Origin of the sequence: Nonomuraea jiangxiensis (assembly GCF_900099965.1) — a bacterium.
Taxonomy (GTDB): Bacteria; Actinomycetota; Actinomycetes; order Streptosporangiales; family Streptosporangiaceae; genus Nonomuraea; species Nonomuraea jiangxiensis.
The window spans coordinates 49,416-72,291 of the sequence record NZ_FNDJ01000004.1 but is presented as its reverse complement, the minus strand read 5'-3'; the positions used below and the strand labels follow the sequence as shown (position 1 = coordinate 72,291).

Genomic DNA, 22,876 nt, shown 5'->3' with positions numbered 1-22,876 from the left:
AGTCCGTTCGCCATCTGACGCTGCGCTAGCAGACAGGCGAACGAAGGCCCCGGGTCCACCAGGACCCGGGGCCTTCGGCATTTCCGGACACAGAAGGAGCAGCACATGGTGATCGTGATGGGGCCCGAGGCCACCGCGGACGATCTGGCGTCGATCGTGTCGGTCGTCCAGTCGGCCGGGGTGGAGGCGTTCGTCAGCAAGGGGGTGCGGCGCACGATCGTGGGGCTGGTCGGGGACGTGACGCAGCTGGACGCGGCGGCGCTGCGCGGGATGGGCGGGGTGCGCGACGTCATGCGGGTGTCGACGCCGTACAAGCTGGTCAGCCGGGAGAACCATCCGGAACGCTCCACGATCCACGTGGGCGGCGTGCCGATCGGCCCCGGCACTGTGACACTGATCGCGGGGCCGTGCGCGGTGGAGACGCACGAGCAGACGCTGGAGGCGGCCAGGATGGCGCAGGCGGCGGGCGCCGCCCTGCTGCGCGGCGGGGCCTTCAAGCCGCGCACCTCGCCGTACGCCTTCCAGGGGCTGGCCGAGCAGGGGCTGCGCATCCTGGCCGACGTGCGCGAGGAGACCGGGCTGCCGATCGTGACGGAGGTGGTCGACGCCAGGGACGTGGAGCTGGTGGCCTCCTACGCCGACATGCTGCAGGTCGGCACCCGCAACATGCAGAACTTCGCGCTGCTGCAGGCGGTCGGCGCGGCGGGACGGCCGGTGATGCTCAAGCGCGGCATGAACGCCACCATCGAGGAGTGGCTGATGGCCGCCGAGTACATCGCGCAGCGCGGCAACCTGGACATCGTGCTGTGCGAGCGGGGCATCAGGACGTTCGAGACGGCGACCCGCAACACGCTCGACGTCTCGGCGGTGCCGGTGGCGCAGCGCCTGTCGCACCTGCCGGTGATCATCGACCCCTCGCACTCGGGCGGCCGGCGCGAGCTGGTGCTGCCGCTGACCCGGGCGGCCGTCGCGGTGGGCGCCGACGGTGTGATCATCGACGTGCACCCGCGGCCGGACCAGGCGCTCTGCGACGGCCCGCAGGCGCTGGTGGACGCCGACCTGGGCGAGCTGGCCCAGGTCATGACCGACTTCCCGGCGCTGCTCGGCAAGTCCGCGGCGGTCGCGGCGGACGGCTGGGTGACCGCCTGACCTGATGCCGCCTCACCCGCCACGAGCGATCGGGTACGGCCGCCGCACGCCACGAGCCCGCACCGGGCGTACCCGGACCACCCGCGTCAGAGCGTGTACTCCTGGATCGAGTCGGCGAGCTGCACACACAGCTCCTCGGCGTCGAGCCGCTTCTCGATCTGCCGCAGATCTTCGATCTTCGCCCGCGTCTCGGCGCGCTTGGGCGCGAGCAGCGTGCAGCAGTCCTCGTCGGGCAGCTCCGAGATCTCCAGCGTGCCGATGCGCCGCGCCTCGGCCATGATCTCGGTCTTGTCCCAGCCCACCAGCGGCCGCAGGATCGGCAGCTCCACCGCGTTGTCCTGGGCGGTGATGTTGGCCAGGGTCTGGGAGGAGACCTGGCCGAGCGCGTCGCCGGTGATCAGCGCGGAGGCGCGGATGCGGTGGGCGACCTCCTCGGCCGTCTTGAGCATGAGCCGCCGCTGCGCGATCACGGCCAGCCGGTCCTGGCCGGAGGTGCGGATCGACTGCTGCGCCTTGCCGAACGGCACCACCCAGAGCCGCGACCGCCCCTGGAACCTGTCGAGCTTCCTGACCAGCGCATAAGCCTTGTAGATCGACTCGGAGGTGGTGAACGGGATGCCGGAGAAGTGCAGGAAGTCGACGTGCAGGCCGCGCCGCATCATCCGGTAGGCCGCCACCGGGGAGTCGATGCCGCCCGACATGAGCACCAGCGCCCGGCCGCTGCTGCCGACGGGGAGGCCGCCCTGGCCGGGGATGCCGCCGGTGAAGACGAACACCTCGTCCCTGTCGACCTCGATGCTCACCGTCAGCTCAGGGTTCTTCAGGTCGACGGGCAGGCCGTACTCGTCGTTGATGGCGCCGCCCACGAGCCGGTCGAGCTCGTTGGAGCGCAGCGGGAAGCGCTTGTCGCGGCGGCGGGAGCGGACCGCGAAGCGGGCGCCCCGCTTGGCCTCCTCGCTCTCGCCGACCAGCTCCAGCCCGGCCTTGAGCACGGTGTCGGGATCCTTGGCCACCCGCCAGGCCTGGTGGATCCACACCAGGCCGGGCACGTCGGCGACCCGCTCGGCCACGGCCCGCGCCTGCTCGGCGGTGGCGCCCTGGGGCAGGAAGATCGCGATGACGCCATGCCGCTTGCGCACGTCCACCTTGAGGTCGAGGCTCTTGAGCGCGTCGCGGATGTTGGCGATCAGCCGGCGTTCGAACACCTCGCGGTTCTTGCCTTTGAGGACGATTTCGCCCAGCTTGAGCAGAACGCACGGCTCGCCCAAGGCGGACATCGTCATGGTGGAACCTCCGGGAAGATGGGGATATGCGCGCGTTGATGGCAACGTCGCGACCCATCGAGTTTAGTCCGCCTCCCACCCCCGCTCGATCGGATATCTCACCAGCTCTACGGGAGGAGCCGGGCCGGGCCAGGCCCCGTGAGGTGCCCTCACGCCCCGACTGTCAAGTTGACAGATAGTTTCGATATCTATGCGAAAGGGACATGCCGGGTGCCACAATCCGGGGATCCCCAATGCAAGGAAGCTCGATAGATGACCGCTGTCAACCATTTCACCTATGGCCTGCTCACACCGCTGCTCGCCTACGTGATGTCCTGCATCGGTTCGATGCTCGGGCTGCGGCTCACCGCCCAGGCGCACGCCTCGCGTGGCGGCGCACGGGTGCGCTGGTTGCTGGGCGCGGCCGTCTCCATCGGCGGCACCGGTATCTGGGTCATGCACTTCATCGCCATGATGGGCTTCGAGGTGACGGGCACCCAGATCAAATATGACGTATGGCTGACCGTGGCCTCCGCCGTGGTGGCCATCGTGGTCGTCGGCACCGGCCTGCTCCTGGTCTCCTACGGCCGGGGCGGTGTCGTGGCGCTGCTCGGCGGCGGCCTGCTCACCGGCCTCGGCGTGGCCTCCATGCACTACCTGGGCATGTACGCCATGAACATGTCGGCCCACGTCGCCTACGACCGCCTGACCGTGGGCCTGTCCGTGGCCATCGCCGTGGTGGCGGCCACGGTGGCGCTGTGGTTCACGCTCAGGGTCAGGAAGACCATCTGGATCACCGGGGCGGCCCTTCTCATGGGCGTGGCCGTCTCGGGCATGCACTACACCGGCATGTACGCGATGCACGTCACCGTCGACCCCCAGCCCGGCATGATCGCCGGCGCCGACGCCCTCGACTTCCTCGTGCCTCTCATGACCGTCATCAGCCTGATCACGCTGACCATGCTCCTCATGGTCATCCTGTCCCCCTCCGAGGAGGAGCTGCACGAGGACGCCGAACTGGTGGCCAAGCTCGAAGAGCGCCGCCGCACCAACCAGCAGCCGCAACTCCCCTATCCCACGCCCGCGCCCGTCACGCCGCTGCCCCAGCGGCGGCAGCCGCCGGTCCAGACCCGCAGGCGATAGCGCCTCAGCCCAGGGCGGCCACGGTGGCGCTCTGGTTCTCGCCGCCGCGTACATGCGGCAGGGGCGCGCCGGAGGTATCCCTTCCGGCGCGCCCCTGCGCTTGAGCTATGTCCTGGGTACGGCTCGCCTCACACAGTGGGCCGCCAAACTCATTGCGACGCGAGCCGTACCCTGAGGGGGTTTTAGCGGTAACCCCGCTGGTTCAGAAGCTACGACCCCCCGCTTGCAATCGGCTTTCACTCAGCCGAAGAACACCTCGGCCTCGGAGTAACGCGACACCGGCACGGTCTTCAGCTCCGCCGTGGCCTCGTCGAGCCCGACGCGGACGATGTCGGTGCCGCGCAGCGCGACCATCTTGCCGTAGTCGCCCTCGTGCGCCGCGTCGATGGCCTGCAGGCCGAACCTGGTGGCCAGCACCCGGTCGTAGGCCGTCGGGGTGCCGCCGCGCTGGATGTGGCCGAGCACCGTCGTGCGGGCCTCCTTGCCGGTGCGCTTCTCGATCTCCCTGGCCAGCACCTCGCCGATGCCGCCCAGCCGTACGTGGCCGAAGGCGTCCAGCTCGCCCGCCTGCAGCGCCATCTGGCCCTCGATCGGGTGCGCGCCCTCGGCCACCACGATGATCGGCGAGTAGCGGGTGCGGAAGCGGGACTCGACGTATTCGCAGACCCGGTCGATGTCGAACGGCTTCTCCGGGATGAGGATGACGTTCGCGCCGCCCGCCATGCCCGCGTGCAGCGCGATCCAGCCGGCGTGGCGGCCCATGACCTCGCAGATGAGCGCCCGGTGGTGGGACTCGGCGGTGGTGTGCAGCCGGTCGATGGCCTCCATCGCGATGTTGACGGCGGTGTCGAAGCCGAAGGTGTAGTCGGTGCCCGACAGGTCGTTGTCGATGGTCTTGGGCACGCCGACGACGTTGACGCCACGGTCGTAGAGCTGCTTGGCGACGCCCAGGGTGTCCTCGCCGCCGATGGCGATCAGCGCGTGCACGCCGGTGGTGGCCAGGTTCTCCTTGATCCGGTCGACGCCGCCCTCGATCTTGATCGGGTTGGTCCGGGAGGAGCCGAGTATCGTGCCGCCGCGTGGCAGGATGCCGCGTACGGCCTGGATGTCGAGCGGCATGGTCTCGCCCTCCAGCGGACCCCGCCAGCCGTCGCGGAAGCCGACGAACTCGTGGCCGTAGACGCTCACCCCCTTCCGCACCACCGCCCTGATCACAGCATTGAGACCGGGGCAGTCGCCACCTCCGGTGAGCACTCCAATACGCATGACGGGTTCCTCCCGATGGGGTTCACGAACCGGACCGCATTGTTCAGACTCGCATTCTGCCCGTCGCCTCCGGCAGTGGTCTAGACCAAACGCCACGGTCCGCGGTCCGAACCAGATTTCGTGACCGTGTCGGCCATTTTCGCCAGGACAACCAGGGTCATCACTCTCGTAGTCCCCAAAAACCGACAAAATGCCCGTCGCGGGCTACGAGAAGCTTGCCCGGCATTTTCCCTTCCCTCGCACGGTCGCGCACAATCCCGGAAGAGCCCGGAGGGGGCGGTCCGCGCGAGGAGAGGCCATGGAGGCGCGGCGGGCTACGGAAGGCCGGCCGGGCCGCGGGCGAAGCGGGTCAGGAGGTTGAGCGTCGAGCGCCGGGTGAAGGCGGCAGCGGAGTCGGTGACCCCGTGCCCGCACCGGCTCCCCCGCAGCGCGCACACCCAGCGCATCGTGCCCGAGGCGAACACCCCCGCCCCGCTGGGCGCGACATAGTACGTGCTGTGGCTGACGGTCGCCCGCCCGCCGCAGGAGAACGGCGACTCGGCCAGCACCTCGACGTTCGCCGGCGACCCCGGCGACACCTTGTCGGTCTCCACCCCGAGGAGCCCGGGGAAGCGCCGCCCCTTCGTGCCGTCGAAGATCCAGTGCCCGGGCCTGCGCACCCGGTAGACGCCCTCGGCGGGGAAGCAGTCGTACATCTGCCCCACCAGCGCGCTCTCCGGCCGCGAGTCGCGCCACAACCGGCACAGGCGCTCCTTGTCGCAGGCGACCTTCCTGTCGTGCGGGCCGATCCGCCAGTAGACGGCGTTCGCGCCGAGGAAGGCCAGGTTCGTGCCGTGGTCCCTGGCCTGGGTGACGGTCCTGCGCATCTCCGGCGACCAGTACTCGTCGTGGCCGAGCGACACCACCGCGCGGGCCCCGTCGAGCGCGCCCGGCCGGAGGTCCAGATTCGTCAGGTACGCCAGCGGCACCCCGCTCTGCTCGGCCACGGCCAGCGCGTCCTTCTCGAAGTCCAGGAACAGCCGCGCGCCCGCGCCGTCGTACGGGCGGTCGAACGTCACGGTGCGCGAGCGCCCGGCGAACCCGCCCGGCCCCTCGTAGAGGCTGCGCCCGCCCCACAGGTTGTACGCCTGCCAGGTGGTGACCGCGTTCACCAGCACCACGCGGCCGGCCGTGCTCGCCGAGCGCACGGTGACCGGGACGTAGCGCTGGGCGCCGGAGGAGGCGTCCAGCCTGATCAGGTACGCCCCCTCCGGCCAGCCCCCGGTGTCCACGGTCAGCGAGGGAGCCCAGTGCGCGGCGGTCACGGTGCCGTCCACCACCCGTGCCGGCGCCTGCCGTGCCCCGCGGACCTGGGGCGACTCCCATACCTTGGCCGGGTTCGCGCCCATCCGGAAGGCGCTGGCGGTGAAGCGCCGCGCGGTCGTGGAGACGTGCAGCCGGAAGGGCTCGCCCGGCAGGACGCTGACCCGGTCGGCGTAGCCCTCGATCTCGTGGTCCGCGCCCTGTTTCGTGATGCGCCACGACTCCTGCACGTCCACGGCGGGTTCGCGCACGTCCACGGCGGGCGGCGGCGACGGGCTGGCCGGAGGCACGGCGACGGGCGTGCCGCCGCACCCGGCGGCCAGCAGGACGAGGGCGATGACGATCTTACGCACAGGCCCATGGTCATGACCGACCGCCTCGATGGTGCGTGACTTGGCGAACTCCTTACATGATCAGCACGCAGGCCGGGCTTTCCACCTCGTACGTCGGCCCGGCGGGCGAGGGGACGCCGTCGTCGAGGGTGAAGGCGGTGACGGTGCCGGACCGCTGGTTGGCCACGTACATCCGGTCGCCGTGGATGGCGAAGTGCCTGGGCCAGCGGCCGCCGCTGGGGACCTCGGCCACCGGCGACAGGTCGGCGGCGCGCAGCACCGAGATCGTGTCCGGCCCGCGGTTGGCGACGTAGACGAGGTCGCCGTCGAGCTGGAGGTGGGAGGGGCCGTTCGGGCCCTCGCGGCGGGAGGCGGGCACGGTCGTGCGGCGCTCACCGTCGATGAGGGTGAGGCTGCCGTCCAGCTCGCCGGCCACGTAGAGGCGGGAGCCGGCGAAGGCGAAGTGGCGCGGGCCGGTGCCGGGGGGCAGCGTGATCGGCTCCAGCGCGGTGCCGTCGTGCCGGTAGCGGCGGATCTCGTCGGTGCCGAGGTCGGAGACGTGCAGCAGGCCGTCGTGGAAGACGGCCTGGTGGGCGTGCGGGCCCTGCTGGCGGTCGGGGTCAGGGCCGGAGCCCTGGTGGCGCAGCACGATCGGCTCGCCCTCGAACGCGCCGCGGGAGTCGAGCCGGTAGAGGACGGCGGTGCCGTCGCCGTAGTTGGCCGCCGCCAGCAGGCGGCCCTCGGGGTCCACGGCGACGTGGCAGGGGCTGTCGCCCTCGCTCGGCCGCTCGTCCAGGGGGGCGAGCTTGTCGCCGGCCTCGAAGGCGGTCAGCCAGCCGCGTGCGAGCTCGCCCACGGCGTACAGCACCGGCAGGGACGGGTGCGCGGCCAGGAACGAGGGCGCCGCGATTCTGGTCAGAACCTCGTCGCCGGCGCCGCCGACGGTGACGATGCCCGGGCCGTATCCGCCTATGTGCAAGTGCTTCACAGCGGGGATCCTCTCATGGTTGACTATGACAATGAGTTCGCTGACAGAGGCAAGGGTCGCCGAGGTCCGAGCCTTCAACCGGTTCTATACGAAAGTGATCGGCGCACTCCAGGCAGGCATGCTCGACTCGCCCTACTCGCTGACGGAAGCGCGGGTGCTCTTCGAGCTGGGCCGGGCCGAGCAGATGGAGACCGGCGACCTTCGCGGCCTGCTCGACCTCGACGCGGGCTACCTGAGCCGGATCCTGACCCGCCTCGACGGCGACGGGCTGATCGTGCGCGAGCGCTCCGCCTCCGACGCGCGCCGACAGCTCGTCCGCCTCACCCCGGCCGGCTCCGGCACCTTCGCCGGGCTCGACCGGCGCTCGGCCGAGGAGGTCGAGCGGCTGCTCGCCACACTGGCCGAGGAGGACCAGACACGGCTGGTGGGGAGCATGGCGACGATCAGGCGGCTGCTGGGCGCCACGGAGCCCGGCCGCGAGCCCTTCCTGATCAGGCCCCCGCGCCCCGGCGACCTGGGCTGGGTCGTCTATCGGCACGGCGTCCTCTATGCCCAGGAATACGGCTGGGGCACCGAATTCGAGCGGCTCGTGGCCAGGATCACGGCCGACTTCGACCCCGCCCACGACGCCGGGTGGATCGCCGAGGTGGGCGGGGAGCGGGCCGGGTGCGTGTTCTGCGTGCGCCAGGACGCCACGACGGCCAAGCTGCGCCTGCTGCTGGTCGAGCCGTCCGCGCGCGGGCTCGGGCTGGGGCGGCGGCTGGTCGAGGAGTGCGTGCGGCACGCGCGGGCCGAGGGCTACAAGCGGATCACGCTCTGGACGCGCGACTGCCTGGTGAGCGCGCTGCGCATCTACCAGGCGGCCGGGTTCGAGCTGGAGTCGGAGCAGCCGGGCAGGGAGAACGGGATCGAGCTCACCGAGCAGGTGTGGACGCGCGATCTCTGACGCGCCCGCCCGGCCACCAGTTGAGCGGGCCCGCCAGCCGCATCAGGCTCGGCACGAGCACCGCCCTGACCACGGTCGCGTCCACCAGCACGGCCACCGCCATGCCCACGCCCAGCATCTGCACGAACACCACCTGGGCGGTGGCGTACGCGGCGAAGGTGAGCGCCAGGATGCCTCCGGCCGCCGTGATCAGCGGCGCCCCCCGCTGCAGGCCGGCGGCCACGGCTCGCTCGGTGTCGCCCGTCCTGTCGTACTCCTCTTTGATCCTGGACAGCAGGAAGACCTCGTAGTCCATGGACAGGCCGTAGGCGATGCAGAGCATCAGGATCGGGATGCTCGGGTCGAGCGTGCCCGTCGGGGTGAAGCCGAGCAGGCCCGACAGGTTGCCGTCCTGGAAGACCCAGACGACGGCGCCGAACATGACGCCGAGGCTGAGGACGTTCAGCAGGGTCGCCTTGACCGGGAGGATCACGCTCCTGGTCATGAGGGTCAGGACCAGGAACGTCACGCCCAGCATGAGCGCCAGGACCAGCGGGAGCCGGTCCACGACCGAGGCCCGGTAGTCGGCCAGCTCGGCCGGGTAGCCGCCGACCAGCACCTCGAAGGGCGGCTCGACGGCGCGTACGGACTCCACCAGCCGTACGGGGTCGACGGCCAGGACCGCGGCGGACGGGACCACGGAGAGCCAGGCGCCCTCGCCCTCGAACCTGGCCGGGGCGCCATCGCCGGTCCGCAGGCCGTTCGTGTAGGAGCCGGTGGCGGAGTCGACCCGGGCGACGCCGGGCAGCGCCGACAGCTTCGCCGCGTACTGCGAAACATCGCCTGGCGCCGCGGTTTTCGAGATCACTTGGATGGCGTCCGTCTCCTCCGCCGGGAAGGTCTGGCGGATGACCTCCTGCACCTGCCGCGCGGGCGCCTGCGGGGGCAGGATGCGGTCGTCGGCCACGCCGAAGCGCAGGCCCAGGAACGGCGCGGCGAGCAGCAGCAGCACCGCCGTGGCCAGGCCGCCGAACACCAGCGGGCGGCGCATCACCCGGGTCGCCAGGCCGTGCCAGAACCCCGTCTCGCGCTCGGGCCGGATCCGCCTCGGCAGCAGCGCGCCGCCGATCGAGGCGAGCACGGCGGGCAGCACGATCACCGCCGCGACCAGGCCGCCCGCGACGACGGCGATGCCCGCGTACGCGAAGGACCGCAGGAAGTCGAACGGCAGCGCGAACAGCACCGCCAGCGACGCGGCCACGGTGATCCCGCTGAACAGCACGGTCCGGCCCGCGTGCTCGACGGCCCCGGCGACCGCGGCCGCCCGGTCCGCGCCGCGCCCGGTCTCCTCGCGGAACCGGTGGATGACGAACAGGCAGTAGTCGATGCCCAGGCCGAGGCCCATGGCCAGGGTCAGGTTGAGGGCGAAGGTGGAGATCTCGGCGAACGGCAGCACGGCGCTCAGCAGCGCCAGCGCGATCACCATGGCGAACACTCCGGCCAGGATGGGCACCAGGGCCGCCATGGCACGCCGCTGGTAGAGCCAGAGCAGCGCGAAGGCCAGCGGGAAGATGACCAGCTCCGCGCGGACGAAGTCCTGCCGGGCCAGCGGCACCGTCTGCCTGAAGACCTCCTCACCGCCCCCGGCCCGTACCTGCAACAGGGCGGTGCCCCGGGTGATCTCGGGGACCAGCCGGGGCAGCACCTGGTTCCGTACGTGGTCGGCGTCTCCCGGGACGCGCACCAGGATCAGGGCCTGCCGGCCGTCCCGGCTGCGCAGGGTGGCGGGCTCGCCGCGGGTCCAGTACGAGGCCGACTCCGCGACGCCCTCCGCGCGGCCGACGCGCGCGGTCAGCTCCCTGCCCTCCGCCTCGACCGCGGGGTCGTCCACGGTGCCGCGGCGCACGGTCACCAGGAACACCAGGTCGGGGCTGCCGGTGCCGAACCGCTCTGCCAGCTCGGCCCGCGCCGTGTCGGACTCCGAGCCCGGCGCCTCGAACCTGGCCAGCGACAGCCGCGGCACCACCCCGGCCGCCAGCGCGCCCGCGACGACCAGCGCGGCCAGGGCCAGCGACAGGACGAGCCGGCGGCGGCGTACGAGGAGGAAGCCGAGCCTGCGCAGCCGGGGCCCGCTCCCCTGCTCGCGGGCGTCGGCGCTCCGCGCGTCGAGCGCGGTTCTCATGGGGCCTCCCGATCAGAAGTCGGTAAACTGCTCGTGTTTTACTTCCGGAGCCAGAAATACAAGTAAATGCTCGCATTTGTCAATGAGGAGACCCATGCCTGAACGCACGGTCCGCCGGCAGGCGCGCGGTCTGAAGCGCATGGCCGAGATCCTCGACGCCGCCGAGGCGGTGGTCTCGGAGGTCGGCTATCCGGACCTGACCACCAACCAGGTCGCCGCGCGGGCGGGGATGTCGCCGGGGTCGCTGTACCAGTTCTTCCGGAACAAGGAGGAGATCCTGGACGGGCTGGTGGCCCGCTACACCGACGAGCGCCAGGAGTTCTGGGCCGCCCGGCTGGCCGCCGTCACCCCGGACGTGCCGCTGGAGGTCCTGGTCGGGCAGCTGGTGGATGAGAGCGTCGCGTTCAAGAGCGCGTCGCCTGCGTACTGGTCGCTGCTCTACGGCACCGCCACCGGCGACCGGCTGGCCGCGGCCTCGCAGCGGCTGCACGACGACCTCGCCCGGCGGATCGCCGCCATGCTGCGCCGCCGCTCCCCCGGCGTCTCAGAGGAGCGTGCCCGGCTCGCCGGCACGATGACGCTGGCCACGGTGAAGGCGGTGATGCCGCTGATCGCCACGGCGTCGCCGGAGCACGCCGCCGAGCTGGTGAACGAGCTGAAGGTGCTGCTGGTGCGCTATCTCGCCTGACCGCCCGCCCGGCGCGCGGGGGGCATGGGCGCGGAAGGGGCCGGCGCGCGGAAGGGGCATGCGCGCGGAAGGGGCTGGCGCGCGGAAGGGGCCGGACCAACCGGACGTGCGGACCCTGCACGCGGATGGGCCGGACCCCTGGTCCTAGGCGCGGAAGCGGCCTGACACCTCGAAGGTGGAGCCCTCCGCGCGGCCGCGCCTCGCCGAGAAGTAGAGCCGGTCACCGCCCGGGGAGAACGCCAGCCCGGTCAGCTCGAACCCGTCGTGCCCGTCGAGCCTGAGGAACGGCGTCACCGCCCGGTCGGGCGCGATCACGTCGATCTCCGTCGTCTCCCTGGCGACGTAGAGGTCGCCAGAGGGCGCGGCGGTGATGGCGCGGACGCCCGCGCAGAGCCGGTCGAGCGTGCCGGTCTGCGCGTCGTAGGCCCACAGGCCGGTGTCGCCCTTGGTGGTGAAGTAGCAGACCCCTCCCGCGTAGTGGCAGCCGTCGCCGCCGTCGAAGTGGCGGGCGTCGTCGACCTGGTGGCGGGCGGCCTTGAGCAGGGCGGCCGGCGAGGGCACCACCTGCCAGCTCCCGGAGGCGCACAGCACCTCCAGCGTGCCCTCGGTCAGGTCGCCCCAGTCACCCGGCCGGAACCGGTAGAAGCACCCGTCGGGCTCGTCCTCGGTCATGTAGACCACGCGCCGCTCCGGGTCGCAGGCCGCGGCCTCGTGTTTGAAGCGGCCCATCGCCAGGCGGGGCCGGGCGGCCCTGGCGCCGTAGGGGTCGCACTCGAAGACGCGGCCGCGGTGGCCGAGCTCGCACGACAGCCAGCTGTGCCACGGGGTGGCGCCGCCCGCGCAGTTGAGGTCGGTGCCCGACAGGATGCGATAGGCGTCGGCGATGCTGCCGTCGGCCCGGAACCGCAGCGCCGACGCTCCCCCGAGCAGCGGCAGCTCGGAATTGGACACATAGATCCAGCCGGCCCCGTCGGGGAAGCAGGCGCCGCCGTCGGGGGCGGCGTGCCAGGTCAGCCCGGCCACCTTCTGCCCCGAGCGGGCCACGATCCTGCTGCCGAACCCCGAGGGCAGCGCGAGACCGTCGGCGCCCGGCAGGCCGAGCGGTCCATACGGGCTCATGCCGCCCTGCAAGAGCGGGCCCGTCCGGAGAAGAGTCTTGTGGGACATCGTGGGGCCTCCCTCTAGGTGCCACGCTAGTCGACCGCACCGACATGAATGACAGGGACTCGCGACACCAAACTCTGCGCAAACCTCGTGCCCCCGTTGCGCGATCTTCCGAATTACGGCGCCGTTCCGCAGGCCGGGCGCAGGAACGCGAACCATCGACCGGCCCGCTCGTGGCACTCCGCGACCGTGAATCCGCTCTCCCCGGCCGGCCGGGACACCTCGGAGGCCGAGACGTTCGCCCAGCGGAACCACTCGCCGGTGACCTCGCCGTGGCGTAAACGGACACGTTCGATGCCGCTGGGTGTGCCCGGGGGCGCGACCTCGACGATCACCTCGCCGTCCGGCCTGACGAGCTCGCGCATCCGGCGCAGCAGGGCCGCAGGGTCGCCGCCGATGCCGATGTTGCCGTCGGCCAGCAGCGCCGTGGGCCACCGGCCGCTGCCGGGCACCCGGTCGAACACGTCCCGGCACAGGGCCAGGCCGCCGGCCCGGCGCGTCAGGCGTACGGCGTGCGGGGTGACGTCGATGCCGAGCGCGGGGACGCCGCGCCGGGCCAGCTCGACCGTCAGCCGCCCCGGGCCCGAGCCGACGTCGAGCGTGGGGCCGCCGCAGCGGGACAGCATGGCCTCGTCCCCGTCGATGGGCTCCAGCCAGCGCGTCGCGTCCAGGGGTGTACGGCGGCCGTCCTCGTATTCGAGGTCGATCCCGGCTCCCCGCAGGGAGTCGGCGTAGAGCCGGCCGATCACCTGGCGGACTCCGCGCCGAGGCGGGCCAGCGTGGCGGCGAAGCGGGTGTGCGGGGCCAGACCCGCCACCTCGCGGGCGTCGGCCGCGTCGTCCACGTCGGTGAGGCACGGCATCGTGGCGACGGACAGGCCGCACAGCCGCCGCAGCTGCTCGGCGCCCGTGTCGGGCCTGGACATGGGGACGCCGACGATCCTGGCCGGGTCGGGCCTGCGCAGGCCGAGCAGCCAGTAACCGCCGTCGGCGGCGGGCCCGAACACCGCGTCGTGCTCCTCCAGCGCGGCCCCCGCTCGCGCCAGCAGGTCAGGGGTGAGCTGGGGGGTGTCCATGCCGACGAGCAGCACGGGCACCGGGCGGCGGGCGTAGGCGTCCTCGAAGGCCCAGGCCAGCCGCTCGTCCAGGCCGTCGCCGCGCTGGGCGAGCACGGTGAAACCGTCCGCGGCGAAGCCGTCGGCGTCGTCCAGCGCCAGGACGCGGGCGGCGGCGGGTGTGGCGGCGACGGCGTCCAGCGTGTCGTCCAGCGCGTCCGCGGCCAGCTCCGCCGCCTCGGCCGGAGTGTACGGCGGCGTCAGACGGGTCTTCACGTGCCCGGGCCGCGGCCGTTTGGCCAGCACGACGATCTGCGTGCGCTTGCTCATGCTCCCGCACGCTAGATCACCAAGGGCCGAGCGGCTCTTACGTGCCGATTACGACACGCGAAAGCCCGGGTACCGCGCGTCGGCTTCCCGGGCCTTCTTCGCATATCGGCTCAGCGCTGAGCCTGGAACATCCAGTGCTGCTTGTCGATCTCCTGGGCGACGGCGATGAGCAGGTCCTGGGTGACCGGGTCGGGCTCCTCGGTGGTGTGGACGCGCTCGTGCATGCGCTTGCTGATGCCGTCCAGCAGGTCGGTCATGGTCGCCACGACCTTGCCGTCCTCCAGCCAGCCACCGTCCGGCTGCGGGAGCTTCGTGCTCCTGGCCACGGTGGCTGCCCGGCCGTCCGGGTTGATCCCGAGCGCGACGGCGCGTTCCGCGATCTCGTCCATGTGCGTACGGGCCAGGCTGGTGACCTCGTCGAGCTGGAGGTGGATCGGACGGAAGTGAGGCCCGACGAGGTTCCAGTGCGCCTGCTTGGCGACCAGCGAGAGGTCGATCAGGTCTACCAGGGCGCCCTGGAGGACTTCCGCGACGGTGTTCTTGGCTTCGCCCGTGATCGGGCCGGTGATTGCAGCCATTGTCCTTGTTCCTCCCCGTAGGTCGGACTTTTCCCATATCGGTCGGACATTTCCCCCATTACAACGAAATATGCCCCACCGATCTTCCGGTCTCCTTCCTTGTTGACAGTGTAATAATGACAGTGTCATTGTGGAGGTATGAGCGACACCTGGACCATCGGCGAGCTGGCCGCGCACGCGGCGCGGGCGCTGCGTGCCGCCACCCCGCCGCAGGCGGCCAACGGCCGGGTCCGCGATGTGCCCGGGGAGCGGCTGATCAGGTGGTATACGACCATCGGCCTGGTCGACCCGCCGCTGACCAGGCGCGGCCGGGTCGCCCGTTACGGACGGCGGCACCTGCTGCAACTCGTGGCCGTCAAGCGGCTGCAGGCGGCGGGGCAGTCGATCGCGCAGATCCAGACGGCGCTGACGGGGGCGACGGACCGGATGCTGGAGGCGGCGGCCCAGCTGAGCACCGCGGACCTGATCCCGGCGGAAACGCCGCTCATGGACCCTCCGCTCAGCCCGTCCCACCCGCCGTCCGCGACCGCGCCGGGCAATGCGGCCGCCCCACCGGCCCACACGGCTCACGGGCTCACCACCGCCGCCCACGACGCCATGGAAGGCGACGCCACGCATGACGGCGTGCCACCTGTCACGAGCACGGCCCCAGGCGGCCTCCGAGCCGACCACGCCGGCCCGGACGGCTCGCGAACCGACGATGGTGGTCCGGACGAACTGCGGGCCGCTGATGGTGGTCCGAGCGAAGTGCGGGCCCAGGGTGGTGGGCCGGACGGCCTGCGAGCTGGTGGCGATGGGCCGGACAGCCTGCGGGCGGACGGTGGTGGGCCGGACGCTGGAGGGTCGGTGCGCGGGCGATTCTGGGCGGAGCGGCCGCGGGAGAGTGCCGTAAGCCCGAGGATGCCCGCCGCGGCCCCGGGTGCGCCCGTCCCAGCGCCGGGTACGCGTTCCGGGAAGGCTCCGGGCCGGGGTGGGGCCGTGGTCAGCGGAGTGTGGCTGGCGGACGGGGTGCGGCTCGTGCTGGACGCGGGCCGGGTGCCGTCCGAGGAGGACGTTCAGGCGGTGCTGGCGGCGGCGGGTCCGCTGCTCGCGGTGCTCGAAGAGAGGGAGCTGATATGAAGATCACTTCGCTGGAGCCCGCACGGTGCCTGCCGGTGCCGGACGCCGGGTTCGGCGCACTGCGGACGGAACGCGGCAATCTGCCGCTGGAGAGCGTGGACGTGACGGCCGGCATCTCGGGGCTCATCGCCGGGGTCGAGGTCACGCAGGGGTTCCGGAACCCGTTCGACGTCACGCTGGAGGCCACGTACGTCTTCCCGCTCCCCGACCGGGCGGCGGTGACCGGGTTCCGGATGGAGGCCGACGACCGGGTGGTCGAAGGCGTGCTGAAGGAGCGCGGCCAGGCCAGGGCGGACTACGACCAGGCGCTGCGCGAGGGCAGGCGGGCCGCCATCGCCGAGGAGGACCGGCCTGACGTGTTCACGATCCGGGTGGGCAACATCCTGCCCGGCGAGCGCGTCTCGGTCCGGCTGACCATGAGCCAGCCGCTCCCGTACGAGGACGGCGCGGCCACGTTCCGCTTCCCGCTGGTGGTGGCCCCGCGCTACATCCCCGGCAGCCCGATCGACGGCGCGCCCGCCGGGGACGGCGTCGCGCCCGACACCGACGCCGTGCCGGACGCCTCCAGGATCAGCCCGCCCGTCCTGCTGCCCGGCTTCCCCAACCCCGTCCGTCTTTCGCTCACCGCGAGCGTGGACGCGGCGGGCCTGGAGCTGCGCGAGCTCGCCTCCAGCCTGCACGTGGTGGAGGAACAGGGCCACACGGTACGCCTGCGCCCCGACGAACGCCTGGACCGCGACTTCATCCTCCGGATGTCGTTCGAGGCGTCCACGTCGTTGCAGCTCGACCGCGGAGCCGAGGGGCCGGGCACGTTCGCGCTCACGGTCGTGCCGCCGGCACTCGAAGGCACCCGCACGCCTCGTGACCTCGTCCTGCTGCTCGATCGTTCCGGCAGCATGGGCGGCTGGAAGATGGTCGCCGCCCGCCGGGCCGCCGCGCGCATCGTCGACACGCTGACGCCGCGTGACAGGTTCGCGGTGCTGACGTTCGACTCGGTGGTGGAGCAGGCGTTCGAGGGGCTCGTGGAGGCGTCGGACCGCAACCGCTTCCGCGCCGTCGAGCACCTGGCGCGGGTGGACGCCCGCGGCGGCACCGAGCTGCTCGAACCGCTGCGCCAGGCCACCGCCCTGCTGGGCGCCGGTACGGAGCGCGAACGCGTCGTCGTGCTCGTCACCGACGGTCAGGTGGGCAACGAGGACCAGATCCTGGAGCAGGCGGGCGGCCCGTTGTCGGCCATGCGCGTGCACACGGTCGGCATCGACAGAGCCGTGAACGCCGGGTTCCTCGGCAGGCTCGCCGGGCTGGGCGCGGGCCGGTGCGAGCTGGTCGAGTCGGAGGACCGGCTGGACGCCGCCATGGAGCAGATCCACCGCAGGATCGGCGCTCCCCTGGTGACCGACCTGTCCATCAAGGGCCTCGAGGTCGAGCCCGGCACGGTCACGCACCTCGGCTCGATCTTCCCCGGCGTCCCGCTGCGCGTGTACGGGCGCTACCGGGAGGGCTCCTCGCTGACCGTACGCGGCATGGCGGCCGGCATGCCGTGGGAGGAGCAGATCGCGGGCGTGGCGGTGGACAATCCGGCCCTGCGCGCCGTCTGGGCCCGCGCGCACCTGCGCGAGCTGGAAGACCGGTACGCCATGGGCGAGCACGACCTGGAGTCGCAGATCGTACGCACGTCCCTGGAGCACGGCGTGTTGTGTCGCTTCACCGCATACGTGGCGATCGACACCCGGCAGGTGACGGACGGCGGGCCCGAGCACCGCGTCATCCAGCCGGTCGAGCCGCCGAGCGGGTGGGAGCCGCCGCAGGCGACGCCGCTGATGGGCGGATTCGCGGGGCAGGCCGTCATGGCGGCGCCCGCGGGGTTCGGGCGGATGCGGACACCTGCGCCCGGTTTCGACACCTCCAATATGGACCAGGGCCTCATCGCCGGTGGGACGGGTGAGGCGTTCGGCGGGCCGCCGCCCCCGCCCCCCAGGATGCCGGCAATGCCGGGAATCCCCGGCCGCATGCCTCCGCCTCCCTCCGGGACGCCCGGCGGCAGGCCCGGGGGCGGACGCGGGCGCCTGCCGCAGCACCCGCGGCCGGGGCACCCGCTGGACTCGGTCAGGCCGCAACTCGTGGCCGAGCTCGACCGGCTCAAGGCGATGCCCGTACCCGACCTGCTGTTCCTGGCCGACCTCGGGTCCCGGCTGGCGGCGCTGGCGGCCTACCTCGGGGGGGAGCCGCGGCTGGAGGCGCTGGCCCGCGAGCTGGAGGCGGCCGAGCAGCCGGGCGCGGACGCGCGGGCCCTGCACGATCGCGCCGTCGAGGTCCTGACGGCGCTGACCGACGGCACCGCGCCGGGTTCCGGCGGCTCACAGGGTCCGAGCGGTTCGCCGGGTCCGGGCGGCTCACCGGGTCCGGGCGGGCGCCGCGGCCCGTTCTGGAAGCGCACCTGACCCCACGGCCTGCGTGTCTCCGGGGCGCCCGCCACCGCAGGCGGGCGCCCCTACTGCGGCGGCTCTCCCAAGCGCCCTCCCCGGACAACCGTTCCAGGACATCGCCCGCCTGTCTCCCGGGGGCGCCCGCCACCACGCGGGCGCCCCCGGCTGTGGAGGCTCTCCCGGGCGGCCTCCCCGGAGGACTGTTCCGGGATGGCCGTCCCGGGGCCACAGGATCGGGGTGGTCGTCCCAGGGTGGTCACAGGATCGGGTGGTCACAGGATCGGGGTCCACTCCTTCAGCAGCACGATCTCGTAGCCGTCCACCGCCGTGTACGGGTCCTCCCGGAGGATGTCCCGCAGTTCGGCCTCGTCGGCGACCTCGTAGACGTGCATCGCCCCGGTGTCGTCCGCCCAGGGCCCGGCGCTCACCAGCCGCCCCTGGTCCTTGAGCCGCCGCAGGTGCTCGCGGTGCGCGGGCCGGACCTCCAGCCGCCGGGGATCGCCGTCGAACGCCAGGTGCAGTACGTATCTCGCCATGCCCGGCACGCTAGAGCCCGGCCACCCGGACGCTCAGCATCGCAGGTCACCATGGTGGTGTATATCCGGATACATGACGTACACGCTGGCCGACCTCCCGATGTTCGCCGACCTCGACATGGCGGTGCTGCGCGGGCTGACGGCGCGGCGGCGGAGCTACCCGGCCGGGCAGGTGTTGTGCACCGAGGGCGATCCGGCGGACCAGCTCATCGTGCTGCTCGACGGGCGGGTCAAGGCGGCGCGGGTGAGCGCGGAGGGCCGGGAGGTGGTGCTGGCCGTGGAGGCCGCGCCGGTCGCGTTCGACAAGACGGCGCTGCTCGTGGACGGCCCGCACCGGGCCACGCGCACGGCCATGACGCCGGTGGAGGTGGCCTACCTGCCGCGCCCGGCGGTGCTGGAGCTCGTGGCGACCGAGCCGTCCGTGGCGGCGCGGCTGCTGCGCACGCTGGCGGCGACCGTACGCGACCTGGACGAGCGCCTCATCGACGCCGCGGTGCGTGACGTGCCCTCGCGCGTGGCCACCTGGCTGGTCCGCCGCTGCGCCACCGGCGGCCCCGTCCCGCTCTATGGCGGGCAGGCCGGGTTGGGCGCCGAGATCGGGGCGACCAGGGTGAGCGTCAACCGGGCCCTGCGCGGGTTCGAGCGCCGGGGGATGATCGAGATCCGCGCCGGTGAGGTGACCGTACTGGACCGGCGGGCGCTGGCTCGCCTGGCCGCCGTCGCGGTGGGGTGAAGGCGCCGGCCCCGGTGATCGGCTGGAGTGATGGGAGCTCGCCCGCGACCCGGTCTTCAGCGCGTTCCCCGGCACTCGGCCGGGCTCATACCCTGGATGGGTGACCACACTCGTCCTGGACGGCGGCCTGTCCACCCAGCTCGAACACCTCGGTGCCGACCTCGGCGACGAGCTCTGGTCGGCCCGGCTGCTGATGGAGAAGCCCGACCTGATCCGGCGGGTGCACGCCGACTATTTCGCCGCGGGCGCCGATGTGGCCACGACCGCGAGCTACCAGGCCACGATCCCGGGGTTCGTCCGCCGCGGACTCGGCGTGGCGGGGGCCGAGCGGCTGATCAAGCTGTCGGTGGAGCTGGCGGGGCAGGCGCGTGACGAGGCGGGCGGCGGGCTGGTGGCCGCCTCGGTCGGCCCGTACGGCGCCTATCTGGCCAACGGCGCCGAATACACCGGCGACTACGACCTCGACGAGGACGGCCTGTTCGCCTGGCACCTGCCGCGCTGGGAGATCCTCGCCTCGGCCGGCGCCGACCTGCTGGCCTGCGAGACGATCCCGTCCTATGCCGAGGCCCGGGCGCTGGCCCGGCTGCTCGACATGACGCCCAAGGTCAAGGCGTGGGTGAGCTTCTCCTGCCGGGACGGCGAGCGGATCAGCGACGGCACGCCGATCCACACGGCGGCCGCTCTCTTCAGCGGAAACCCGCAGGTGGTGGCGGTGGGTGCCAACTGCACCGCGCCGAGCCACATCCCCGGGCTGATCTCGTGCCTGGCCGGCGGCCTGCCCGTGGTGGTCTACCCGAACTCGGGCGAGACGTGGGACGCCGAGCACCGCCGCTGGGCGGGCCTGGCCGATCCTGCCGAGTTCGGCCAGGCCGCCCGGGAGTGGCAGCAGGCGGGTGCCGCGCTGATCGGCGGCTGCTGCCGTACCACTCCCGAGCACATCAGGCAGATCCGCGCGCACCTGTCCTGAACCACCGGCCGGGCCCCGAAGCACCTCCCCCGGGGCCGCCGTACCGTCATTCGCCGGCAGAGGTGCTAGGCGGGCGCGATGAGCGTGCGGCGGCGCCGGCTCATCCGGTTGTCCAGGGCCAGCGCGCCGCCCCCGGTGAAGCCGATCGCCAGGCTGGCCGCGGCCAGCGCCATGACGAACTCGTAACCACCGCCGTCCGCACTGAACCCGCTGGCGCCGTGGACGAACACGATCGCGCCGACCATGTTGATCGCCAGCAGCGTGCCCACGACAGGCAGTGCCGCGCCCAGGATCATCGCCAGGCCGCCCACCACCTCCAGCGCCGCCACCCCAGGAGCGGCCAGCCCGGCCAGCGGGATGCCCACGGACTCGAAGAACTTGGTCGTGCCCGCGATGCCCATCTTCGCGAACTTCTGGTATCCGTGCACGAGGAAGATCGCCCCGATGGCGATCCGCGCGATGAGCAGTGCCACGGGACGCGCGTGGTCGAGCATGCGCACTCCTTGGATGTCGTTCAGATTTGAACATCACCTTAGCATCGAATGTTCAAATTCGAACGAGAAGTAGACTGTGGCGGTGACAGACACCCGATGGCTGGACGCGACGGAGCTGGCGGCGTGGCGCGCCTTCCTGAACACGTCCCATCTGCTGGAGCGACGCATCGAAGAGCAGCTCAAGGCCACGGCCGGGCTGACGCACCCCCAATACGAGATCCTTGCGCGGCTCGCCGAGGCCCCCGGACGCCAGATGCGCATGACGGAGCTGGCAAGGGTGGTCGTGGTGTCGAAGAGCGCGCTGACCTACCAGATCACCCAGCTCGAGAAGGCGGGGCTGGTGGAGCGCACCACGTGCCCGTCCGACGACCGGGGCGTGCTGGCGGTGCTCACCGAGGCCGGCACGCGTTGCCTGGACCGGGTGGCGCCCGGTCACGTGGAGGTCGTGCGGGCCTACCTGATCGACCGGCTCAGCCGCGCGGAGCTCGACGCGATGACCAGCGCCATGCTGCGCACCGAAGAGGCGTTACGGACCACCGCATGACCGGCACGGCGGGCCATGGCGTCACGGGCCCGACCACGTGAAGGCCGTCCCCTGGCTAGTTTTTCGCGGCCGCGGCCGCGGCCGCGCGGGCCGCGCGCTCCATCTCCACCCTGGCGCTGGCCGCGTATTTGTCGACGTATTCCTGCCCCGACAGCTCCATCAGCGCGTACATGATCTCGTCGGTCACCGCGCGCAGGACCAGGCGGTCATCCTCCATCCCGTAATAGCGGGAGAAGTCGAGCGGCTTGCCGAACCGCACCCCCGGCCGGATGCCGAGCTTGGGCAGCGGCCGCCCCGGCGGCATCATCTCGTAGGTGTTGACCATGGCCCACGGGATCACCGGCGCCCGCGACTCCAGGGCGAGCCTGGCCACCCCGGTCTTGCCCTTGTAGAGGCGGCCGTCGGGCGAGCGGGTGCCCTCGGGGTAGATGCCCAGCACGTTGCCCTCGCGCAGGATGCGCAGCCCGGTGCGCAGCGCCGCCTCGCTGGCCTTGCCGCCCGAGCGGTCGATCGGCACGGTGCCGACGCCGCTGAAGAACAGCCGGGTGAAGAAGCCCTTGATGCCGCGCCCGGTGAAGTAGTCGGCCTTGCCGAGCGAGATCACCTTGCGGCGGATCTGGAGCGGGCCGAAGAAGTGGTCGGCGAACGAGAGGTGGTTGCCGGCCAGGATCGCGGGCCCCTGCCTGGGGACGTTTTCCGCGCCCTCGGTCCACGGGCGGAAGACTGCGAGGAGCATCGGACCCAAGATGGCCTTGACCACCCAGTAGAACACCCCGGCACCTCTTCTCCAGCGCGACGTCGGCGGGCAGAGTCATCTTCCCATCCCGAACGTCATGGTCCTACACCAGCACTCGCACAAATAACCCAAAACGTGCGACGATCGGGCCGTTCCAGCATGAAATTGCCGGAATGAAATCGCATGGAGGAGCTGTTATGCCGCTCATGCCAGGCGCGGAGCCCTATCACCACGACGCGGGTCAAGTCGGCGTGCTGCTCTGCCACGGATTCACCGGCACGCCGCAGTCGCTGCGGCCCTGGGCCGAGTTCCTGGCCGGGCACGGGGTGAGCGTGTCGCTGCCCCGCCAGCCCGGGCACGGCACGCGGTGGCAGGAGATGAACCGGACCCGCTGGGGTGACTGGTACGCCGAGCTGGAGAAGGCGTTCGCGGACCTCCAGGGCCGCTGCCCGGAGGTGTTCGTGGCGGGGCTGTCCCTGGGCGGCTGCATGGCGTTACGGCTCGCCGAGGTGCACGGCGCGGCGATCAGGGGCGTGATGGTGGTCAACCCCTCCATCGTGAACGACGTGCCGCTACTGAGGCTGGCTCCGCTGCTCAAATGGTTCGTGCCGTCGGTTCCCGGCGTCGCCAACGACGTCAAGAAGCCCGGCGTGACCGAGCTGGCCTACACCCGCACACCGGTGAAGGCGGCGGCGTCGCTGCCGGGCCTGTGGTCGCTGGTGCAGGCGGACCTGGCGAAAGTGACACAACCGCTGCTGGTCTTCCACAGCAGGGAGGACCACGTGGTGAAGCCGACCAGCGTGGCCATCATTCGCCGGAAGGTCCCGCAGGCCACGATCGAGGAGCTTACCGATAGCTACCATGTTGCGACGCTGGACAACGATGCCGACAGGATCTTTGCCGGGAGCCTCGACTTCATCCGGACACATGCCTCGGTACCCTTGCAGAGGGACTGATC

Annotated in this window: 22 protein-coding genes; 10 read left to right on the top strand and 12 right to left on the bottom strand. The window is 72.0% G+C overall.

Features of this window, described 5'->3' with window-relative positions; genetic code table 11:
- Window positions 1–105 precede the first annotated feature (105 nt).
- On the top strand, window positions 106–1,149 hold the full coding sequence (aroF, locus tag BLS95_RS09730; RefSeq protein ID WP_090930586.1) for a 3-deoxy-7-phosphoheptulonate synthase: 1,044 nt from the start codon (window positions 106–108) through the stop codon (window positions 1,147–1,149).
- An 86-nt stretch (window positions 1,150–1,235) separates the two neighbouring features.
- On the opposite strand, the gene thiI is transcribed toward aroF, so the two are convergent.
- Window positions 1,236–2,432, bottom strand: coding sequence for a tRNA uracil 4-sulfurtransferase ThiI (gene thiI / locus BLS95_RS09725; RefSeq protein WP_090930585.1), 1,197 nt, complete (start codon window positions 2,430–2,432; stop codon window positions 1,236–1,238).
- 252 nt (window positions 2,433–2,684) lie between these two features.
- Here thiI and BLS95_RS09720 point away from each other — a divergent pair, with 252 nt between their 5' ends.
- A complete protein-coding gene (locus BLS95_RS09720) occupies window positions 2,685–3,554 on the top strand; it encodes an MHYT domain-containing protein (RefSeq protein WP_090930584.1) in 870 nt (289 codons plus the stop codon).
- Between the two features lie 240 nt (window positions 3,555–3,794).
- Here BLS95_RS09720 and BLS95_RS09715 read toward each other — a convergent pair whose 3' ends face one another.
- From BLS95_RS09715 to BLS95_RS09705, 3 genes are all read right to left on the bottom strand, one after another.
- The gene (locus BLS95_RS09715) at window positions 3,795–4,820 is read right to left on the bottom strand and encodes a 6-phosphofructokinase (protein ID WP_090930583.1); all 1,026 of its coding nucleotides are present in this window, start codon (window positions 4,818–4,820) and stop codon (window positions 3,795–3,797) included.
- A 314-nt stretch (window positions 4,821–5,134) separates the two neighbouring features.
- Window positions 5,135–6,475, bottom strand: a complete 1,341-nt coding sequence (locus tag BLS95_RS09710; protein ID WP_090930582.1) for a N,N-dimethylformamidase beta subunit family domain-containing protein — start codon at window positions 6,473–6,475, stop codon at window positions 5,135–5,137.
- 52 nt (window positions 6,476–6,527) lie between these two features.
- Window positions 6,528–7,442, bottom strand: a complete 915-nt coding sequence (locus BLS95_RS09705) for a lactonase family protein (RefSeq protein WP_176993109.1) — start codon at window positions 7,440–7,442, stop codon at window positions 6,528–6,530.
- A 31-nt stretch (window positions 7,443–7,473) separates the two neighbouring features.
- On the opposite strand from BLS95_RS09705, the gene BLS95_RS09700 reads away from it, so the two are divergent.
- Window positions 7,474–8,388, top strand: coding sequence for a bifunctional helix-turn-helix transcriptional regulator/GNAT family N-acetyltransferase (locus tag BLS95_RS09700; RefSeq protein WP_218135679.1), 915 nt, complete (start codon window positions 7,474–7,476; stop codon window positions 8,386–8,388).
- Here the strand turns inward: BLS95_RS09700 and BLS95_RS09695 are convergent.
- Entirely contained in the window at window positions 8,357–10,549 is a 2,193-nt protein-coding gene (locus BLS95_RS09695) for an MMPL family transporter (RefSeq protein WP_090930580.1), read from the bottom strand. The genes BLS95_RS09700 and BLS95_RS09695 overlap by 32 nt on opposite strands.
- A gap of 94 nt (window positions 10,550–10,643) precedes the next feature.
- Here BLS95_RS09695 and BLS95_RS09690 point away from each other — a divergent pair, with 94 nt between their 5' ends.
- Entirely contained in the window at window positions 10,644–11,237 is a 594-nt protein-coding gene (locus BLS95_RS09690) for a TetR/AcrR family transcriptional regulator (RefSeq protein ID WP_176993108.1), read from the top strand.
- A 144-nt stretch (window positions 11,238–11,381) separates the two neighbouring features.
- Here BLS95_RS09690 and BLS95_RS09685 read toward each other — a convergent pair whose 3' ends face one another.
- The 4 genes from BLS95_RS09685 to BLS95_RS09670 all read right to left on the bottom strand — a co-directional run bounded on the left by BLS95_RS09685 (window position 11,382) and on the right by BLS95_RS09670 (window position 14,363).
- Window positions 11,382–12,404 (bottom strand): alkaline phosphatase PhoX, encoded by a 1,023-nt coding sequence (locus tag BLS95_RS09685; RefSeq protein WP_090930578.1) that lies wholly within the window; start codon window positions 12,402–12,404, stop codon window positions 11,382–11,384.
- 113 nt (window positions 12,405–12,517) lie between these two features.
- The gene (locus BLS95_RS09680; protein WP_090930577.1) at window positions 12,518–13,150 is read right to left on the bottom strand and encodes a class I SAM-dependent methyltransferase; all 633 of its coding nucleotides are present in this window, start codon (window positions 13,148–13,150) and stop codon (window positions 12,518–12,520) included.
- Window positions 13,147–13,785, bottom strand: coding sequence for a TIGR04282 family arsenosugar biosynthesis glycosyltransferase (locus tag BLS95_RS09675; RefSeq protein WP_090930576.1), 639 nt, complete (start codon window positions 13,783–13,785; stop codon window positions 13,147–13,149). Before BLS95_RS09675 ends, BLS95_RS09680 begins: the two co-directional genes overlap by 4 nt.
- A 110-nt stretch (window positions 13,786–13,895) precedes the next feature.
- Window positions 13,896–14,363, bottom strand: a complete 468-nt coding sequence (locus tag BLS95_RS09670; protein ID WP_090930575.1) for a Dps family protein — start codon at window positions 14,361–14,363, stop codon at window positions 13,896–13,898.
- A gap of 138 nt (window positions 14,364–14,501) precedes the next feature.
- Here BLS95_RS09670 and BLS95_RS09665 point away from each other — a divergent pair, with 138 nt between their 5' ends.
- Together BLS95_RS09665 and BLS95_RS09660 are read left to right on the top strand one after the other, a co-directional pair.
- The gene (locus BLS95_RS09665; RefSeq protein ID WP_090930574.1) at window positions 14,502–15,482 is read left to right on the top strand and encodes a helix-turn-helix domain-containing protein; all 981 of its coding nucleotides are present in this window, start codon (window positions 14,502–14,504) and stop codon (window positions 15,480–15,482) included.
- Window positions 15,479–17,923 carry a VIT domain-containing protein gene (locus tag BLS95_RS09660; protein WP_090930573.1) on the top strand — a complete coding sequence of 815 codons (2,445 nt, stop codon included), beginning with the start codon at window positions 15,479–15,481 and terminating at the stop codon, window positions 17,921–17,923. Before BLS95_RS09665 ends, BLS95_RS09660 begins: the two co-directional genes overlap by 4 nt.
- 257 nt (window positions 17,924–18,180) lie before the next feature.
- Here the strand turns inward: BLS95_RS09660 and BLS95_RS09655 are convergent, their stop codons facing one another.
- Window positions 18,181–18,444, bottom strand: coding sequence for a YciI family protein (locus BLS95_RS09655; RefSeq protein WP_090930572.1), 264 nt, complete (start codon window positions 18,442–18,444; stop codon window positions 18,181–18,183).
- 73 nt (window positions 18,445–18,517) lie between these two features.
- Between BLS95_RS09655 and BLS95_RS09650 the strand changes: the two genes are divergently transcribed.
- Window positions 18,518–19,177: a Crp/Fnr family transcriptional regulator gene (locus BLS95_RS09650; RefSeq protein WP_176993107.1), complete on the top strand. Its 660-nt coding sequence runs from the start codon at window positions 18,518–18,520 to the stop codon at window positions 19,175–19,177.
- A gap of 100 nt (window positions 19,178–19,277) precedes the next feature.
- Entirely contained in the window at window positions 19,278–20,144 is an 867-nt protein-coding gene (mmuM, locus tag BLS95_RS09645; protein WP_090930570.1) for a homocysteine S-methyltransferase, read from the top strand.
- Between the two features lie 65 nt (window positions 20,145–20,209).
- On the opposite strand, the gene BLS95_RS09640 is transcribed toward mmuM, so the two are convergent.
- Complete coding sequence (locus BLS95_RS09640; protein ID WP_090930569.1) at window positions 20,210–20,638, bottom strand: DoxX family protein; 429 nt, start codon at window positions 20,636–20,638, stop codon at window positions 20,210–20,212.
- A gap of 82 nt (window positions 20,639–20,720) precedes the next feature.
- On the opposite strand from BLS95_RS09640, the gene BLS95_RS09635 reads away from it, so the two are divergent.
- Window positions 20,721–21,182: a MarR family winged helix-turn-helix transcriptional regulator gene (locus BLS95_RS09635; protein ID WP_090930999.1), complete on the top strand. Its 462-nt coding sequence runs from the start codon at window positions 20,721–20,723 to the stop codon at window positions 21,180–21,182.
- Between the two features lie 55 nt (window positions 21,183–21,237).
- On the opposite strand, the gene BLS95_RS09630 is transcribed toward BLS95_RS09635, so the two are convergent.
- Entirely contained in the window at window positions 21,238–21,954 is a 717-nt protein-coding gene (locus tag BLS95_RS09630; RefSeq protein ID WP_090930568.1) for a lysophospholipid acyltransferase family protein, read from the bottom strand.
- Between the two features lie 161 nt (window positions 21,955–22,115).
- Between BLS95_RS09630 and BLS95_RS09625 the strand changes: the two genes are divergently transcribed.
- Window positions 22,116–22,874: an alpha/beta hydrolase gene (locus BLS95_RS09625; protein ID WP_090930567.1), complete on the top strand. Its 759-nt coding sequence runs from the start codon at window positions 22,116–22,118 to the stop codon at window positions 22,872–22,874.
- Window positions 22,875–22,876: the final 2 nt, after the last annotated feature.

What these genes read in the sequence shown, in the direction of transcription:
- aroF (WP_090930586.1), top strand. Translation starts at nt 106, where the DNA reads ATGGTGATCGTGATGGGGCCCGAGGCCACCGCGGACGATCTGGCGTCG.
- thiI (WP_090930585.1), bottom strand. Translation starts at nt 2,432, where the DNA reads ATGACGATGTCCGCCTTGGGCGAGCCGTGCGTTCTGCTCAAGCTGGGC.
- BLS95_RS09720 (WP_090930584.1), top strand. Translation starts at nt 2,685, where the DNA reads ATGACCGCTGTCAACCATTTCACCTATGGCCTGCTCACACCGCTGCTC.
- BLS95_RS09715 (WP_090930583.1), bottom strand. Translation starts at nt 4,820, where the DNA reads ATGCGTATTGGAGTGCTCACCGGAGGTGGCGACTGCCCCGGTCTCAAT.
- BLS95_RS09700 (WP_218135679.1), top strand. Translation starts at nt 7,474, where the DNA reads ATGAGTTCGCTGACAGAGGCAAGGGTCGCCGAGGTCCGAGCCTTCAAC.
- BLS95_RS09695 (WP_090930580.1), bottom strand. Translation starts at nt 10,549, where the DNA reads ATGAGAACCGCGCTCGACGCGCGGAGCGCCGACGCCCGCGAGCAGGGG.
- BLS95_RS09690 (WP_176993108.1), top strand. Translation starts at nt 10,644, where the DNA reads ATGCCTGAACGCACGGTCCGCCGGCAGGCGCGCGGTCTGAAGCGCATG.
- BLS95_RS09685 (WP_090930578.1), bottom strand. Translation starts at nt 12,404, where the DNA reads ATGTCCCACAAGACTCTTCTCCGGACGGGCCCGCTCTTGCAGGGCGGC.
- BLS95_RS09675 (WP_090930576.1), bottom strand. Translation starts at nt 13,785, where the DNA reads ATGAGCAAGCGCACGCAGATCGTCGTGCTGGCCAAACGGCCGCGGCCC.
- BLS95_RS09670 (WP_090930575.1), bottom strand. Translation starts at nt 14,363, where the DNA reads ATGGCTGCAATCACCGGCCCGATCACGGGCGAAGCCAAGAACACCGTC.
- BLS95_RS09665 (WP_090930574.1), top strand. Translation starts at nt 14,502, where the DNA reads ATGAGCGACACCTGGACCATCGGCGAGCTGGCCGCGCACGCGGCGCGG.
- BLS95_RS09660 (WP_090930573.1), top strand. Translation starts at nt 15,479, where the DNA reads ATGAAGATCACTTCGCTGGAGCCCGCACGGTGCCTGCCGGTGCCGGAC.
- BLS95_RS09655 (WP_090930572.1), bottom strand. Translation starts at nt 18,444, where the DNA reads ATGGCGAGATACGTACTGCACCTGGCGTTCGACGGCGATCCCCGGCGG.
- BLS95_RS09650 (WP_176993107.1), top strand. Translation starts at nt 18,518, where the DNA reads ATGACGTACACGCTGGCCGACCTCCCGATGTTCGCCGACCTCGACATG.
- BLS95_RS09640 (WP_090930569.1), bottom strand. Translation starts at nt 20,638, where the DNA reads ATGCTCGACCACGCGCGTCCCGTGGCACTGCTCATCGCGCGGATCGCC.
- BLS95_RS09625 (WP_090930567.1), top strand. Translation starts at nt 22,116, where the DNA reads ATGCCGCTCATGCCAGGCGCGGAGCCCTATCACCACGACGCGGGTCAA.